Source organism: Oscillibacter sp. 1-3 (assembly GCF_000403435.2).
Taxonomy (GTDB): Bacteria; Bacillota; Clostridia; order Oscillospirales; family Oscillospiraceae; genus Oscillibacter.
In genome coordinates this window covers 600,357-615,675 of the sequence record NZ_KE159707.1, presented here as the reverse complement: position 1 = coordinate 615,675, position 15,319 = coordinate 600,357, and the positions used below count along the sequence as shown (strand labels likewise).

Genomic DNA, 15,319 nt, shown 5'->3' with positions numbered 1-15,319 from the left:
CAGCAGAGACTGGCCCAGCAGGGTCAGCAGGGCCGCAAAATCCAATGGGGTGAGGTCCGTTTGTTTCCTCTCTTCTGTCATAGTACGCCTCCTCACCGCCGGGCAGCGTACAGCCGCAGGGACACCGGAATGGAGACAGCCGTCAGAACCGCCGCGGCGACGGGGCCCAGGACTGCCGCCGCAGGCAGGAGACGGAGCGCTGCCGCGGAGTCGGGGGCAGCCGCCTCCGCAAGGATGCCGGCTCCGCCGCAGACCAGGAAGATCATCAGGAACATCCCCATGCGCCCCCGCTCCACGCCGAAGCGGAGCATCAGAGGCAGCGTGATGGCCAGGACGCACACGCTGGCGCAGAAGCTCAGCAGAATGACGCGGAAGTCCCCGTTTTTCAAAACGGCCTGGGCCGCCAGGGAGAGAACGCTGGCCGCGCCGGCGCAGAGCCAGCCCAGCACGTATTTGCTCAGCACCATGTCCCGGTTGGAATAGGGCATCATGGCCGCAAGCTGGTCCCACTTGCACCGCTCGTCGTAGGCCAGGGCCGTGTAGGGCAGCATGGCGCACCAGATGACGATGAACACGCTGCCAAAACTCCCCTGGAAGAAGAAAAACACCAGAACCAGCAGAATGAAAATCCGCATCTGCTTCCACAGCACATAGAAGTCCTTTCGGATCAGGGCTTTCATCTCTTCTCCGCTCCTTTCACAATAAAGAGGATGATCTCCTCAACGGTTGGCCGCTCCAGGGCCAGGCTCTCCGGCACCATACTCCGCCGCACCAGCGCCCGGACGCCGCCGTAGTCCCTTGCCTCCCGGCCCGCCACGGCCTCCGGCAGAAGGCTCTCCGCCTGCTCCGCAGTGCCTACGAACACGCCGTAGTCCTCCAGCAGCCGGTCCTTCTCCTCGCAGAACAGCAGCCGCCCCTGGTGGAGGAATGCGATGTAGTCGCACAGCTTCTCCAGGTCGCTGACGATGTGGGAGGAGATCAGGATGGAGTGGTCCTCCTCCCGGGTGAACTCGTTGAAGATCTCCAGCACCTCGTCCCGGACGATGGGGTCCAGGCCGCTGGTGGCCTCGTCCAGCACCAGGAGCTTTGGCCGGTGGCTCAATGCGGCGGCGATGGCCAGCTTCATGGTCATGCCCCGGGAGAAGTCCTTGAAGGGCTTCCTCTCCGGCAGATCGAAGCGCTTTAAGCAGCCCTCGTAGACAGCCGGCTCCCACTGGCGGTAGGTGTCCGCCATGATCTTCCCCACCTGGAGGGCGTTCAGCGTCTCGGGAAAGTGGGCCTCGTCCAGTACCACGCCCACGTCCTCCCTGATCCGGACAAACTCCGGAGAGGAGGCGTCCGTGCCCAGCACGGAGGCGGTGCCGCTGTCGGGCCGCAGGGCTCCCATGAGAAGGCGGATGGTGGTGGACTTTCCGGCGCCGTTCTCCCCCACCAGGCCGCAGATGGTGCCGCTGGGCACCGTCAAATTCAGGTCCTGGATGGCAAAGCTGCCGAAGGATTTGCAGATGTGATTCAGTTCAATGGCATTCATGTTCATTCCTCCTCTGACAGAATGCGCAGCATTTTGTGCAGCTGCTCGCATGAGAGATCGCAGTGTTTTGCCAGCTCTGCGGCGGCGGAGAGATGGCTCTCCAGCTCCCGCAGCTGCTGCTCCCGGATCAGGTCCAGATTCTTCTCCGCCACAAAGCAGCCCTTGCCGGCCACGGTGTCGATGAGGCCCTCGGCCTCCAGCTCGTCGTAGGCCCGCTTGGTGGTGATGACGGAGATTTTCAGATCCTTGGCCAGGGCCCGGATGGAGGGCAGGGCCTCCCCGGGGCCCAGCTGCCCGGCGATGATCTGGGCCTTGATCTGGGAGTAAATCTGGTCGTAGATGGGCTGGTTGGTGACATTGCGGATGATGAGCTCCATGGAATCACCCCCCGTTCGTACTGTACATATACAGTATACACAGTATGAACGGCGTGTCAAGGGAGATTGCAAAAATTCCGGAAAATTTTTTTTGGGGGGGGGGAGCATTTTGGCACAGAGCGGTGAAGCGCCGGGGCGGTCCCGCCAGCTGCGGCTTGAAAGGGAAAATTGGCTGTGATATAATTTCAGGCGTCAAATTTGAAATGATACAGGAGGGCTGATATGCTTGATACGATACCGAACAAAGAGGAGATGACAGCTTTAGTTGGGGAATCTCTATATGACGTATGGAGCACGCTGTGCGCTTTCATTGATGAAAGATATGATATGGAGCGGCTGTGGGGCAAAGGCGGTAAAGCGTGGAAGTATGAATATAAATACCGCCGGGGCGGTAAGACGCTGTGCGCGCTGTATGCAAGAGAAAACTGCATAGGTTTTATGGTTATCTTAGGGAAGGACGAACGGTTAAAATTTGAGGAGGACAGAGAGAATTACGCAAAAGAGGTTCAGGAAATATATGATAAAGCGCAGACCTACCATGACGGGAAATGGATCATGTTTGAGCCGGTGGATACTTCTTTGTTTCATGATTTCATCAAACTGTTGAGAATCAAGAGAAAGCCGAACAGACCCTAAGAATCATGCAGCTCCCGTTTGCCCTCTCCGGGGAGCGGGACGCATGCCCGCTTCAGGCGGCTTCTGCGGCAAAAGGCGGAGGGCTTTTGCCCTCCGCCTTTTCATTCGCCGTATTTTCAGCGCATTTCAGAGACGATGTTGTCCACGGCGTGGTCCACGGCGACACCCAGCTTGTGGATACTCTTACCCACCTGCGTTTTCATGGAATCCCTGCCGTGGGGCGTCATCATCCCCACAGCGGCGCCGGCCATCAGGCCAGCGCTCATACCGACCCAAAATCCGGTACATGTCTTCATAATCAGTCACTCCTTTTCGGCATGGGGATAGTATGGCCGCCTTTGCGTGAAAAAAACGCCGTTTCTCCCATTTGCCAAAAACTCACCAGAGCAGCATACTTATGGCAGTTTTCCAAAACTGAATCTGCGGCGGAGATATGACGGATCGAGGGTGAATGAACTGCCTGCGGCGCGCAAATCGAAGGTTGAATGTCCGTCATATTGGTGATATACTTTAGTCGCAGCAGAGCAGCGGTCGGAGCACGGAGGGCCGGGATATGCAGACGTGTTGAATCCGGGAGAGCCGCAGCGGCTTTCAGAGTCTGTTTCAGGACCGCCAAAACGCCCGCAGCTATCTTCAAAACTGCTGACAACGGGCCGCTGGACATTTATCAAGCAAGACCCCAAAAACACCGCCTGACAGGAGGAGCGAGCGATGAGCGAGCTGTTTGAAAAATCCATCCGCACCCTGGAACTGCCCCGGGTGCTGCAACTGCTGAGCGAGCAGGCGGTCAGCGCCGAGGCCAGGACAAAGGCCCTCCGCCTCCGCCCGGAGACGGAGCCGGAGGAGGTCCTTCGCCTCCTGGACCAGACCGACGCCGCCAGAACCATGATCGGCCTGCGGGGAAGCCCCTCCTTCTCCGGGGTGAAGCCCGTAGCGGAGGCCCTGGACCGGGCGGACCGGGGCGGCGGGCTGAACACCCGGGAGCTTTTGACCATCGCGGGACTTCTGACCGCCGCCCGCCGGGCCCGGGAGTATTGGGGCGACGAACCGGCGGAGAAGACCGCCATTGACCACCTGTTCCTCTCCCTGCGCGGCAACCGCTTTTTGGAGGAGAAAATCAGGCGCTGCATCCCCGACGAGGACACTGTCGCCGACGCCGCCTCCACGGAGCTGGCGGACATCCGGCGGCACATGCGGGCGGCCCAGGCCAAGAGCCGCCAGATCTTACAGAAGATCATCTCCTCCCCCACCTATGGAAAGATCCTGCAGGAGGCCATCATCACCCAGCGGGACGGCCGCTTTGTGGTGCCGGTGAAGGCGGAGCACAAGGGGGACCTGCCGGGACTGGTCCACGACATCTCCGCCACCGGGGCCACGGTGTTTGTGGAGCCCATGGGGGTGGTCCAGGCCAACAACGAGTATGTGGAGCTGGAGGCCAAGGAGCAAAAGGAGATCGAGCGGATTCTCGCCGAGCTCTCCGCCGAGGCGGCGGCCCACCGGGAGGCCATCCAGTGGGATTACGACACCCTGGTCCACCTGGACCTGATCTTCGCCCGGGGCCAGCTGAGCTACAAGATGGACGGCGTGCGCCCGGAGATCCGCCGGGACGGCGTGATCCATCTCCGGAAGGCCCGGCACCCCCTGCTGGACCCCAAGACGGCGGTGCCCATTGACATCGAGCTGGGCGGGACCTTTGACACCCTGGTGATCACCGGTCCCAACACCGGCGGCAAGACCGTGAGCCTCAAGACGCTGGGCCTTTTGACCCTCATGACCCAGTGCGGCCTCCATATTCCCGTGGCGGACCGCAGCGCCATCGCCGTCTATGAGCGGGTGCTGGCGGACATCGGCGACGAGCAGAGCATTGAACAGAGCCTGTCCACCTTCTCCGCCCACATGGTGAACATTGTGGCCATTCTGGCGGAGGCGGACCAAAAGAGCCTGATCCTCTTCGACGAGCTGGGGGCGGGCACCGACCCGGTGGAGGGTGCGGCGCTGGCCATCGCCGTTATCCAGCACGTGCGGCGGGCGGGGGCAAAAATTGCCGCCACCACCCACTACGCCGAGCTCAAGACCTTCGCCATGACCACCGCCGGAGTGGAGAACGCCTCCTGCGAGTTCGACGTGGAGACGCTGCGCCCCACCTACCGGCTTTTAATCGGCATCCCCGGCAAGTCCAACGCCTTCGCCATCTCCCGGCGGCTGGGACTGCCGGAGGCGGTGATTGAGGCCGCCCGGGACCAGCTCAGCGGCGAGGGCGTGCGGTTTGAGGACGTGCTGACCCAGCTGGAGGAGAAGCGCCAGGCCCTGGAGAAGCGGGAGGCGGAGGCCGGCCGGCTCCTGCGCCAGCGGGAGGAGGATGCCCGCAAGGCCCGGGAATTCCGGGAGCAGATGGAGCGGGCCAAGGAGAACGCCCGGGGCCGGGGAGAGGCGGAGGCCAAGCGCATTTTGCGGGACGCCCGCGCCGCCGCCGACCAGGTGTTCGCGGAGCTGGCGGAGATGCGCCGCCAGCAGGCCCGCATGGAGCGCAATGCCGACGAGAACGAGGCCCGCGCTGCCCTGCGCCGTCAGCTCAACGAGGCGGAGGAGGCCGTGAGCCATCGAGACGCCCGCGGGGAGCCCATCCCCAAGCCCAGCCGCCCCATCCGGGAGGGGGACCTGGTGGAGATCCCCGGCGTCCGCACCCCGGCGGAGGTAGTGTCCGTAGGCAAGGACGGGACGCTGCAGTTGAAATCGGGCATTTTGAAGATGAAGGCGAAGGCGGACGAGGTCCGGCTCATCGAGGACGACGAGCGGGCGGCGAAGAAGAAAAATCCCGCCGTCTCTATCCGCCAGAACGCGGACCGGGCTCTGCGGGCTTCCGCCGTCCGGGAGCTGGACATCCGGGGCCTGGAGACCCTGGAGGCCGAGGCGGTGGTGGAAAACTTCCTCTCCGCCGCCGTCATGGGCAGGCTGGAGACGGTGACCATCATCCACGGCAAGGGCACCGGGGCGCTGCGCAAGGCGGTGCACGACATATTGCGGCGGAACAGGGCCGTGAAGGGCTTTCGCCTGGGGGTCTACGGCGAGGGTGAGAGCGGCGTCACGGTGGTGACGATGAAGTAAGGAGAAAAATGGACTATCGGGAAAAAGCAGTTCGCTGTGTAAAGAACACGGTCCTGCCTGTGCAGCTGGAGCAGTTTCGGGAGTGCGGCTGTTCGCTGGATGAGCAGTACCGGAAATACGGAGACACCGACGTGTTCTTTGCAGAAATCATCGAGCCGGGCCGGGTCTATGAGATGGGCTATCCCCGGTGTGTCTGCCCAGAGGCCCGAAAGACCCGGGACCCGGACCACTGTGAGTGCTCCCGGCAGAGCGTTTCGTATATTCTGGAGACGCTGCTGCCGGGAAAGACAGTCACAGTGGAGACCGTGGAGACAGTCCTGGGCGGAGCGGAGAAATGCCGGTTTCGTGTGACAGTGGAATGAGAATGCCAAAGACATAGCATATGTCGGCATATGCCGTTGAGCGAAGGAGAGTTGAAACAATGATCGTCAGCTATATCAAACTATTTGTGCTGATCGGGTTTGTCATAGCGGTCTTTGTCATCCGGGGCCGGTATAAGAACAGGTCTGGCGCCGGGGCGTTTTTCTTTGAGAATGACTGCCTGGTGCTCAACACCGGCCTTCCCTATCCCATTCCCTTTGACCAGATTGAGCGCGTGGAGCTGAACTACAGCTCCTGGGAGCTGGAGCACCGGATGTCCTACAACCTCTCGGTCAGGGTCGTCAGGAAGGACGGGGGCAAAAAGCGCGTCTTTTACAAGGGCTATAAGACGGCCAAGCTGGCTCTGCCCTCCGACATGGAGGCGGCCCTGCGGGAGCGGGGCATCCCCTGCGTCATGACCGACGACAGCGCACCGTAAGAGAAAGCGCGGGTCTGCTTCAGGCCCTGTTTGATAAATGTCAAATCGCTTTGACCGGCAAAAAAATCTCTCGCCGCTGGGCATTTTGCCATTTATCAAACAAGGCCCAGCCGCAGAAAATCGGCAGAGCAGGTCATAGGGAGCCGCCCGGTCCTCTCGCGCAAGGCGGCAAAGCGTTCCGGCGGGCCGCCGTGGGAAAGGAACACTTGCAAAATCCAGGAAAACGGCGTATGATAGACACCGTAAAAAAGGGGAGCCCGCCGTGGGCTGAGAGGAAGCATCGCTTCGACCCGGGACCTGATTTGGATCATGCCAACGTAGGGAAATAGGCGCGGAAAACCGCGGATATGCCGTACGCTGCATATCCGCGTATTTTTATGGGAGGATGCCAGCATGAATATCACCGGAGAGCAGCTGCGGCTCTACGCCGTCACCGACCGGACCTGGGCGGCGGACGAAGACGCCCTCTTTCGCCAGATCGAGGCCGCCATTGACGGCGGCGCGTCCGTCGTCCAGCTGAGGGAAAAGGATTTGGACGAGGCCGCCTTTTTGGCGGAGGCGGAGCGGTTTACGGCCCTGTGCCGCCGGAAGGGGGCCGTCAGCATCATCAACGACAGCGTGGAGATCGCCCTGAGATCCGGGGCGGACGGGGTCCACCTGGGCCAGGAGGACCTGGAGGCGGGCTCCGCCCGCCGGGCGCTGGGGCCGGACAGGATTCTGGGCGTCTCCGCCCACAGCGTGGAGGAGGCCCTGCGGGCCCAGGCGGTGGGCGCCGACTACCTGGGCGTGGGGGCGGCCTTCGTCACCGGCACCAAGGCCGACGCCCGGCCCATCTCCCGGGAGACCATCCGAGCCGTCGCGGCGGCGGTGGACATCCCGGTGGTAGCCATCGGCGGCATTTCCCGGGACAATATTTTAGAGCTGAAAAACTGCGGCCTGGACGGCGCGGCGGTGGTGTCCGCCCTGTTCGCCCAGCCGGATGTACGGACCGCCGCGGCGGAGCTGCGGCAGCTTTGTGACAAAATTGCGGAGGAGGACTGACCTGTGAGAACAGCATTGACCATTGCCGGCACCGACCCCACCGGCGGCGCCGGGATTCAGGCGGACATTAAGACCATGACCGCCAACGGCGTCTTCGCCATGAGCGCCGTCACGGCTCTGGTGGCCCAGAACACCACCGGGGTAAAGAGCATCGTGGAGTGTACCCCGGAATTTTTAGGACAGCAGCTGGACTGCGTGTTCACCGACATCTTCCCCGACGCGGTGAAGACGGGCATGGTGTCCAGCATCGCCCTGATCGAGGTCATCGCGGACAAGCTGAGCGCGTACGGGGCGAAAAACCTTGTGGTGGACCCGGTGATGGTGGCCACCTCCGGGGACCGGCTGATCTCTGAGGACGCGGTGGAGGCCCTGAAAGCCCGCCTGCTGCCGCAGGCGCTGGTCATCACCCCCAACATCCCGGAGGCGGAGCTGCTGTCCGGCAGGGAGATCCGGAGCGCCCGGGATATGGAGGACGCCGCCCGGGCCATCTATGACGGCTACGGCTGCGCCGTGCTGTGCAAGGGCGGCCACAATCTCAACGACGCCAACGACCTGCTGTGGCAGGGGGCGGAAGGCCGCTGGTTCCGGGGCCGCCGCATCGACAACCCCAACACCCACGGCACCGGCTGCACCCTCTCCAGTGCCATTGCCTCCAACCTGGCCAAGGGGTACGCCCTGGCCGAGGCCGTGGAGCGGGCCAAGACATACCTCTCCGGCGCGCTGGGGGCCATGCTGGACCTGGGACACGGTCCCGGTCCTATGGACCACGCCTTTGACATCAAGCCCGCTTATCGGGAACTGCTCTAAAAAGACGGCCCGGCGGATCGATCCGCCGGGCCGTCTTTTTATCACAATTCCGCCTGCTCCCGCATCAGGGCAATCTCCTGCCGGTAGCCCGGCAGCTCGTTGGGCGTCTCCAGGCAGAAGGGCAGATGCCGCAGCGCCGGGTGGCGCACCACGCGGGCCAGGGCCTCCAGGCCGATTTCCCCCTGACCGATGCGCTCGTGCCGGTCCTTGCGGCTGCCGGAGGGATTTTTGCTGTCGTTGAGGTGGACGGCCTTGAGCCGGTCCAGGCCGATACAGCGGTCAAACTCCTCCAGTACGCCGTCCAGGTCATGGATGATGTCGTATCCCCCGTCGGAGACGTGGCAGGTGTCAAGGCACACGCCCATTTTGTCCGAGAGCTCCACCCGGTCCAGAATGGCCCGCAGCTCCTCAAACCGGCCGCCCACCTCGCTGCCCTTGCCGGCCATGGTCTCCAGCAGAACGGTGGTGTGCAGGTCCGGCGTCAGGATGGCGTTGAGGCCCTGGGCAATGAGCTCGATGCCGGCCTCCATTCCCTGGCCCACGTGGCTGCCGGGATGAAAATTGTAGTACTGCCCCGGCACATGCTCCAGCCGCCGCAGATCGTCGGCCATGGTCTCCCGGGCGAATTCCCGGTTCCGCTCCTCCGCGCCGCAGAGATTCAGGGTATAGGGGGCGTGGGCGATGATGGGGGCAAAGCGGCGCTCCTCCATCAAGGTCACCAGGGCCGCCGCGTCGGCGGTGTCCAGGTCCTTGGCCTTGCTCCCCCGGGGGTTGCGGGTGAAAAACTGAAAGGTATCCGCCCCCAGCTCCAGCGCCTGCCGTCCCATGGCGGCAAAGCCCTTGGAGGAGGACAGGTGGCATCCGATGTGCAGCATACGCTCCCCCCTTTACGCCTGGTGAAGAGCTGCGGCGGTGAGAATGTTGCGCATCAGACAGGCGCGGGTCATGGGGCCCACGCCGCCGGGGACGGGGGTGATGCAGGACGCCTTCGGCTCCACGGCGGCAAAGTCCACATCGCCGCAGAGCCTGCCGTCTCCGTCCCGATTCATGGCCACGTCGACGACCACAGCCCCCTCCTTCACCATGTCCGCCGTGACAAGGCCCGTCCGCCCCACGGCGGAGACCAGGATGTCCGCCTCCCGGGCGTATTGGGCCATGTCCTCCGTGCGGGAGTGGCAGACGGTGACGGTGCCGTCCCGCTGGGTGAGAAGAGCCGCCATGGGCTTGCCCACGATATTGCTCCGGCCCAGCACCACGCACCGCTTCCCCCGGATGGGGATCTCATATTCGTCCAGCATTGCCATGACCCCCGCCGGGGTGCAAGGCAGAAACACCGGGTCCCCGATGACCATCCGCCCCACGTTGAAGGGGTGGAAGCAGTCCACGTCCTTGTCCGGGGCAATGGCATTGATGACCGTCTCCTCGCTGAGGTGCCCGGGGAGGGGCAGCTGCACCAGGATACCGTCCACCCGGGGATCGCCGTTGAGGCGGCGGACCAGGGCCAGCAGCTCATCCTCTGTGGTCTCCGCACCCAGGCGGTGGCCGAAGCTCTCAATGCCGCATTCGGCGCAGTCCCGCTCCTTGCCGGCCACGTAGACCTGAGAGGCGGGGTCCTCCCCCACCAGCACCACCGCAAGACCCGGTTTCCGCGGGAGCTTGGCTGCCTCCGCCGCCACCTGGCTTTTTACCTTGGCCGCCAGGGCCTTGCCGTCAATTCTGATCGCCATGGGGCTCGTCCTCCTCTTTCTCGGGCGCCTCTGCGCACTCCGGCGTTTCCGAAATGGCTTCCGCGGCCTCTGTTCCGGTTTCCTCCGCCTGCTGCCGGGCCAGCCGGTTCACCAGCAGGTCCTCCGCGGAGCGCTTCTTGATGCGGATCTGGTAAAAGAGCATGGCCGCCGCCACCGCCGCCATCACCAGGCTCAGGGCCTGGGAGACCCGAATGGGCTGGCCCATAAAGGTCCAGCCGAAAAGGTAGAGGCTGTCGGTCCGCAAGCCCTCCACCCAGGTGCGGCCCAGGCCGTACCAAAGGAAATAGAACCAGGTGTTTTCCCCGTCAAACCGGCGGCCCTTGGTGATGACAAACAGCATCAGCAGCAGTCCAGCCAGGTTCCACAGGCTCTCGTAGAGAAAGGTGGGGTGGACCTCAATGTACTGGTAGGAGCTGACCCAGAGGCGCATCCGCCAGGGCAGGTCCGTCAGTCCGCCGAAGGCCTCCCGGTTGATGAAGTTGGCCCAGCGGCCGATGATCTGACCCAGCAGCAGGCCCAGGACGCACAGGTCCGTCAGCGCGCCCAGCTTCAATTTCTTGTGCCGGGCGTAGAAGAAGGCCAGCAGCGCCCCGGCGATCACCGTGCCGTAGATGGCGAGGCCGCCGTCCCAGATGGCGATCATGCGGCCCCAGTCCAAACTGCCGTCCGCTCTGCGGTAGAGGTCCAAATAGAAGATGACGTAGTAGATCCGGGAGCCCAGCACGCAGCAGGGCACCCCCCAGAGGACCATGTCCAGCACATGGTCCTCTTTCAGGCCGAAGCGTTTTGCCTGCTTCATGCACAGCAGCAGGCCCATGAGCATGGCAAAGGCCAGAATGATGCCGTACCAGTAGATGCCGTGGCCGATGTGCAGGGCGATGGGGTCGGGGTTGAACTCCCAGTCCCCGAAGAGACCGGGAAAGCTGATGGGCATATCCTTTAACGCGGTCAAAATAGTGTTCTTCCTTTCTTTCTGTCCGGTGCGGAGAGGTTATTTCGGCACGATCTCCGACAGAACGGCCCGCTCCTCCGTGACGCTTTCCCCCAGGAAGGACGCGATGTCGTCCTTGGTGATGGTCTCAAACACCTGGGGGAAGCGGAAGGGATCGTAGCCGTGGAAGTACCCCTCCGTCAGGGAGACGGCGATGTTCTCAAAGGAGTTCAGCCCCCGCAGCTGTCCGCCGAAGGCAGCCCGGCGCACCTGCTGGTAGAAGTCCTCGTCAATGCCGCCCTCCGAAAGGCGGCGGGCCTCCTTTCGGATCTCGTCGGCCACTTTTCTCGCGTCCTTGCTGTCGCCGCCGGCGTAGAGACAGGCCGCGCCGGGGAGCTGCTCGAAGTCGCCGCCGAAGCTGGAGTTGATGAGCCCTTGGTCATACAGCCGCAGGTACAGCGGGCTGGAGTCCCCCAGCAGAATGTCGCAGGCCATGCCGCCCAGCAGGGATGTGCGGAAAAAGTCCTCCCCCTCCCGGGGCGGGCGGCATTTGAAGGCCGTGAGGAACTGGGGGATGGAGACCTCCATGGCGAGGCGGGTCTCCCGCTCCGCCACAGCCTCCGGCTCCTCCCCGTAGTCCCGGGGGATCTCCGGTCCGCCCTCCCGGGGCAGAATGCGGCGGGCGATATCCGCAATGTGGATGGGGTCCACGTCTCCCACCACGGTGAGAATCATGTTGGAGGGCGTGTAGAAGGCCCGGTGGCAGTCGTACAGCGTCTCCGCCGTGATGTGGGAAATGCTCTCCACCGTGCCGGCGATGGGGACGGCGGCGGTAGAGCGGCTGTACAGCGCCCGCATCATCCGGGCGTAGAGCTGCCAGTCCGGGTCGTCCTCGATCATGCGGATCTCCTGGCCGATGATGCCCTGCTCCTTGGCCACGCTCTCCTCGGTGAAGTAGGGGATGGAGACGAAGGAGAGCAGAATCTCCAGGTTCTCCTCAAAGTGCTCCGTGGAGCTGAAATAGTAGCCCGTCATGGCGTTGGCGGTGAAGGCGTTGGGCTCCGCGCCGTTTTTCGCCAGCTCCTGGAGGGCGTTGCCCTCCTTGGTGTCAAACATCTTGTGCTCCAGGTAGTGAGCGATGCCCGCCGGGGTGTCCAGCCAGTTTCCGCCCAGGCGGAAGCGGGTGTCCATCCCGCCGTAGCGGGTGGCGAAGAAGGCGTACTTCTTGGCGTAGCCCGGCTTTGGCACCACGCAGATCTGCAGGCCGTTGGGCAGCGTCTCCCGGTGGACGGACTCGCCCAGGCGCTTGTAAAAGCTCTGATTCATTCTGCCGCCTCCTTTCCCCGCAGGAAGTACACCGTATCCAGGGACACGGTTTTCATGGCGCTGAAAATGCGCTCCGGCGTGACCTCCCGCACCGCCGCCGCCAGATCCTCCGGCGTCTCGTGGTTTCCGGTGGCCGCCTGGCCCAAAAAGAAATTCTCCAGCTTGCCCTGGGAGTCCGCCATGGAGGCGTAGGCGTTGAGCAGGGTGCTCCGGGCGCCCTCCAGCTCCCAGTCCTCCAGCCGGCCCTCCTGCACGGCCCGGAGCTGGGCGCAGATCTCGTCATAGGCCCTCTGGTAGTTTTCAAACTCGATGCCGGAGGAGACGGTGATGAGCCCCTTCTGCCGGTGGTACACGGAGGAGGCGTAGTAGCAGAGAGACAGCTTCTCCCGCACGTTCAAAAAGAGCTTGGAGTTGCTGCTGCCGCCAAAGAGGGTGTTGCCCACCAGCAGGGCCGTGTGGTCGCCGCTGCCGCAGGCAAAGCCCATGCCCAGCTTCCCCTGGGTCACGTCCAGCGCCTCGGACACGCTGTACACCGTTTCCCGGGCGGAATGGACCGCCGCCGGGGCAATGCCCTGGACGTCCTCCCGGGGCAGGGCGGCGAAGGCGGCCTGGAGGGCCTGCTCCACCCGCTCCCGGCTGGCGCTGCCGCTGTAAAAGAGCTCCAGCCGGGCCGAGCCGATCAGGCGGCGGTAGAGGCTGTACAGCTTCTGCGGCTGGATGCGCTCGGCGCTCTTGTCGTCTCCCAGACGGGGGATGCCGTAGGCCTCCCCGGCGCACATCTCCCGCAGGAGGCGGCCCTCCGCGTACTCCCGCTTGTCGTTGAGGATGCTGCGGACGGCGTCGATGAGGTTGGCCTTCTCGCTGTCAAAATAGGCGGGGATAAAACGGCCCCGCTCCGTGACGGGATCGCACACCAGCTCCCCCAGAAGGGACGCCACCGGCTCCAGCAGCCGCTCCCCGCCGGGGGCATAGCTGTCGTCGATGAGGCTGGCCACAAAGCCCACACACTGGTTCTCGCCCTTCTTGCGCACCGTGCAGTCGATCCGCGCGCCGTACAGCCGGTCCAGCCGGGCGGACAGGGCTCCCATGTCCGGGCAGCTGACGGTGCCCCGCCGCAGCACGGCGGGCAGCAGGGCGCAGGCGGAGGCCGTCTCCCACCGCAGAGGCGTGACAAACTGGGCGGAGAGCAGGCTGGTCTTGAATTTCTGCGCCGGGTAAAAGGTGAGGTACACGCCCCCGGCGAGTTTTGTTCTGGTTACTTCCAATGTCTCAGCTCCTTTGTAGATAACAATACAGTTTGCATTATATTATAGTATATCTCGCGGGGAAATTCAAATTCTTTCTTTGGCTGTCTTTTTGTGGTATACTGGGTGCAAATATCTCAGAGAGGACGGTGGCGCAGATGGACCGCAGGGAGGAGATCATCCGGCGGTGGTTTCGGATGTGGCTGGAAAAAGAGGACCGGGGGATGGAGACGGTCTTTGACGAGGACGCGGTCTATGTGGAGAGCTGGGGGCCGGAGTACCGGGGCCGGGAGCGGATCAGGCTGTGGTTTCAGGAGTGGAACACCCGGGGAACCGTCCGCCGGTGGGACATCCGGCAGTTTTTCCACAAGGACGCGCAGACCGTGGTGGAGTGGTATTTCCAGAACGCCATGGACGACGGGCGGCAGGAGATCTTTGAGGGAATGTCCCTGATCCGCTGGACGGAGGAGGGGAAAATCGCCTTTCTGCAGGAGTTCGGATGCAATGTGAACCGCTACGACCCCTACCGGGACGGCCCCGAGCCCCGATTCCGGAGCGAGGGCGCCGCGTGGTTTTAGAGCAGCTGCCGAATTGCTGACAGCCGGGAGACGGGCCGCCCGGCGGGGACCCTGCGGCGTACGGCCGCTCAGGCGGCTTACCCCAGCGTCTGCCGGAACACCCGCAGAAAGTTCCCCCGGGCGATCAGCTCCCGCTCCTCGCGGCTCATGCCCAGCTTCTCCAGCCAGTCAAAGAGCGTTCCGATTTGGGAGGCGTCCTCCAGGCCCGCCGCGCCGTCGTTGTCCGGGGGGCCCATGAATTCGCAGAAGTCAAAGCCGCAGCCCACGTGCTCCACCCCCATGACCTCCGCCATGTGGGCGGCGTGGCGGGCCAGCATCTCCGCCGTCTGCTTCTCCGGCTCGGCGTGGACGAAGCCGTGGTAGACGTTCAGCCCCACCACGCCGTCGGTGTCCCGGATGGCCCGCAGCTGGTCGTCCGTCAGGTTCCGGCGGACATCGCACAGCGCGCGGCTGTTGGAGTGGGAGGCGATGACGGGTCCGCCGGTCAGGTCCATCACGTCCCAAAAGCCGCCGTCGTTCAGGTGGGACACGTCCACCAGCATATGGAGCTCCCGCATCCTGCGGACCGCCGCCCGCCCCGCGGGGGTCAGCCCCCTTTGGGGATCGCCTCCGGCCCCGGCGGCCAGGGCGTTCTCCTCGTTCCAGGTCAGCATCCCCAGCCGCACGCCGGCCTCATAGCAGCGGTCAAGGGCGCCGGCGTCCGTCCCAAAGGCGGCCATGCCCTCGATTCCCAAAAAGGCGTAGAGCTTTCCGGCGGTCCGGGCCTCCTCCGCCTCCCGGACCGTATGGACCAGTTGAATCTGTGCGCACTGGGCCAGCTCCGCCCGGGCGCAGTCCAGCATGATGCCCAGCCGGGCGGCGCCGGTGTCCGCCCCCGGCGTCCGCTCCCAGAAGGTATGGCCGCCCTCGGCGCCGTACCAGAGGGCCAGCACCAGCCCCTCTACGCCGCCGGTCCGCAGGCGGTCCAGGTGATGGGTCTCCAGAATGTGTTCCTCCCCCGCCAGGCGGCGGCGGGTCACGTCATAGAGCAGGTCGGAATGCGCGTCAAAACAAGTCATATTGAAAAACCTCTTTTCAGTTGGGAATTCAAAAAAGGAAGCCGCGCCGGGCGGGAACGTCCCTTCGCGGGAGACGGGCCGCCGGGGCGGCGGCCCCTGCGATATCCCCCGGCGGCGAAGCGGCCGGAGGACCCAGGA

At 63.9% G+C, this 15,319-nt stretch carries 17 protein-coding genes and 1 riboswitch; of the genes, 7 read left to right on the top strand and 10 right to left on the bottom strand.

Features of this window, described 5'->3' with window-relative positions:
- Positions 1 to 92: 92 nt before the first annotated feature.
- Genes C816_RS09470 through C816_RS09460 form a run of 3 tightly spaced genes read right to left on the bottom strand, consistent with a single transcriptional unit; the run spans position 93 to position 1,908 of the window.
- On the bottom strand, positions 93 to 680 hold the full coding sequence (locus tag C816_RS09470; RefSeq protein WP_016322174.1) for an ABC-2 transporter permease: 588 nt from the start codon (positions 678 to 680) through the stop codon (positions 93 to 95).
- On the bottom strand, positions 677 to 1,531 hold the full coding sequence (locus C816_RS09465; protein ID WP_016322173.1) for an ABC transporter ATP-binding protein: 855 nt from the start codon (positions 1,529 to 1,531) through the stop codon (positions 677 to 679). Before C816_RS09465 ends, C816_RS09470 begins: the two co-directional genes overlap by 4 nt.
- A gap of 2 nt (positions 1,532 to 1,533) precedes the next feature.
- Entirely contained in the window at positions 1,534 to 1,908 is a 375-nt protein-coding gene (locus tag C816_RS09460; protein WP_016322172.1) for a GntR family transcriptional regulator, read from the bottom strand.
- A gap of 222 nt (positions 1,909 to 2,130) precedes the next feature.
- On the opposite strand from C816_RS09460, the gene C816_RS09455 reads away from it, so the two are divergent.
- Positions 2,131 to 2,544, top strand: coding sequence for a DUF3788 domain-containing protein (locus C816_RS09455; protein WP_016322171.1), 414 nt, complete (start codon positions 2,131 to 2,133; stop codon positions 2,542 to 2,544).
- 116 nt (positions 2,545 to 2,660) lie between these two features.
- Here the strand turns inward: C816_RS09455 and C816_RS09450 are convergent, their stop codons facing one another.
- Positions 2,661 to 2,840 carry a hypothetical protein gene (locus C816_RS09450; RefSeq protein ID WP_016322170.1) on the bottom strand — a complete coding sequence of 60 codons (180 nt, stop codon included), beginning with the start codon at positions 2,838 to 2,840 and terminating at the stop codon, positions 2,661 to 2,663.
- Between the two features lie 415 nt (positions 2,841 to 3,255).
- Between C816_RS09450 and C816_RS09440 the strand changes: the two genes are divergently transcribed.
- From C816_RS09440 to thiD, 5 genes are all read left to right on the top strand, one after another.
- A complete protein-coding gene (locus C816_RS09440; protein WP_016322169.1) occupies positions 3,256 to 5,649 on the top strand; it encodes an endonuclease MutS2 in 2,394 nt (797 codons plus the stop codon).
- Positions 5,650 to 5,657: 8 nt separating this feature from the next.
- The gene (locus tag C816_RS09435) at positions 5,658 to 6,011 is read left to right on the top strand and encodes a hypothetical protein (RefSeq protein ID WP_016322168.1); all 354 of its coding nucleotides are present in this window, start codon (positions 5,658 to 5,660) and stop codon (positions 6,009 to 6,011) included.
- 59 nt (positions 6,012 to 6,070) lie between these two features.
- The gene (locus C816_RS09430) at positions 6,071 to 6,448 is read left to right on the top strand and encodes a hypothetical protein (protein ID WP_016322167.1); all 378 of its coding nucleotides are present in this window, start codon (positions 6,071 to 6,073) and stop codon (positions 6,446 to 6,448) included.
- A 239-nt stretch (positions 6,449 to 6,687) separates the two neighbouring features.
- Positions 6,688 to 6,789: riboswitch (TPP riboswitch) on the top strand.
- Between the two features lie 52 nt (positions 6,790 to 6,841).
- Positions 6,842 to 7,489 carry a thiamine phosphate synthase gene (gene thiE / locus C816_RS09425; RefSeq protein ID WP_016322166.1) on the top strand — a complete coding sequence of 216 codons (648 nt, stop codon included), beginning with the start codon at positions 6,842 to 6,844 and terminating at the stop codon, positions 7,487 to 7,489.
- Positions 7,490 to 7,492: 3 nt separating this feature from the next.
- A complete protein-coding gene (thiD, locus tag C816_RS09420; RefSeq protein WP_016322165.1) occupies positions 7,493 to 8,296 on the top strand; it encodes a bifunctional hydroxymethylpyrimidine kinase/phosphomethylpyrimidine kinase in 804 nt (267 codons plus the stop codon).
- Positions 8,297 to 8,337: 41 nt separating this feature from the next.
- Here the strand turns inward: thiD and C816_RS09415 are convergent, their stop codons facing one another.
- From C816_RS09415 to yfmF, 5 genes are read right to left on the bottom strand one after another with little or no spacing between them, the layout of a single operon-like run.
- Positions 8,338 to 9,171 (bottom strand): deoxyribonuclease IV, encoded by an 834-nt coding sequence (locus tag C816_RS09415; protein WP_016322164.1) that lies wholly within the window; start codon positions 9,169 to 9,171, stop codon positions 8,338 to 8,340.
- A 12-nt stretch (positions 9,172 to 9,183) separates the two neighbouring features.
- Positions 9,184 to 10,023 (bottom strand): bifunctional methylenetetrahydrofolate dehydrogenase/methenyltetrahydrofolate cyclohydrolase FolD, encoded by an 840-nt coding sequence (gene folD, locus C816_RS09410; protein WP_016322163.1) that lies wholly within the window; start codon positions 10,021 to 10,023, stop codon positions 9,184 to 9,186.
- Entirely contained in the window at positions 10,007 to 10,996 is a 990-nt protein-coding gene (lgt, locus tag C816_RS09405; RefSeq protein WP_016322162.1) for a prolipoprotein diacylglyceryl transferase, read from the bottom strand. Before lgt ends, folD begins: the two co-directional genes overlap by 17 nt.
- Positions 10,997 to 11,035: 39 nt before the next feature.
- A complete protein-coding gene (gene yfmH / locus C816_RS09400; protein WP_016322161.1) occupies positions 11,036 to 12,301 on the bottom strand; it encodes an EF-P 5-aminopentanol modification-associated protein YfmH in 1,266 nt (421 codons plus the stop codon).
- Complete coding sequence (gene yfmF / locus C816_RS09395) at positions 12,298 to 13,566, bottom strand: EF-P 5-aminopentanol modification-associated protein YfmF (protein WP_016322160.1); 1,269 nt, start codon at positions 13,564 to 13,566, stop codon at positions 12,298 to 12,300. The genes yfmH and yfmF overlap by 4 nt, the downstream gene beginning before the upstream one ends.
- A 137-nt stretch (positions 13,567 to 13,703) precedes the next feature.
- Between yfmF and C816_RS09390 the strand changes: the two genes are divergently transcribed.
- Positions 13,704 to 14,123 carry a nuclear transport factor 2 family protein gene (locus C816_RS09390; RefSeq protein WP_016322159.1) on the top strand — a complete coding sequence of 140 codons (420 nt, stop codon included), beginning with the start codon at positions 13,704 to 13,706 and terminating at the stop codon, positions 14,121 to 14,123.
- Between the two features lie 77 nt (positions 14,124 to 14,200).
- Here the strand turns inward: C816_RS09390 and C816_RS09385 are convergent, their stop codons facing one another.
- Entirely contained in the window at positions 14,201 to 15,181 is a 981-nt protein-coding gene (locus tag C816_RS09385; RefSeq protein ID WP_016322158.1) for a dipeptidase, read from the bottom strand.
- Between the last annotated feature and the right edge of the window lie 138 nt (positions 15,182 to 15,319).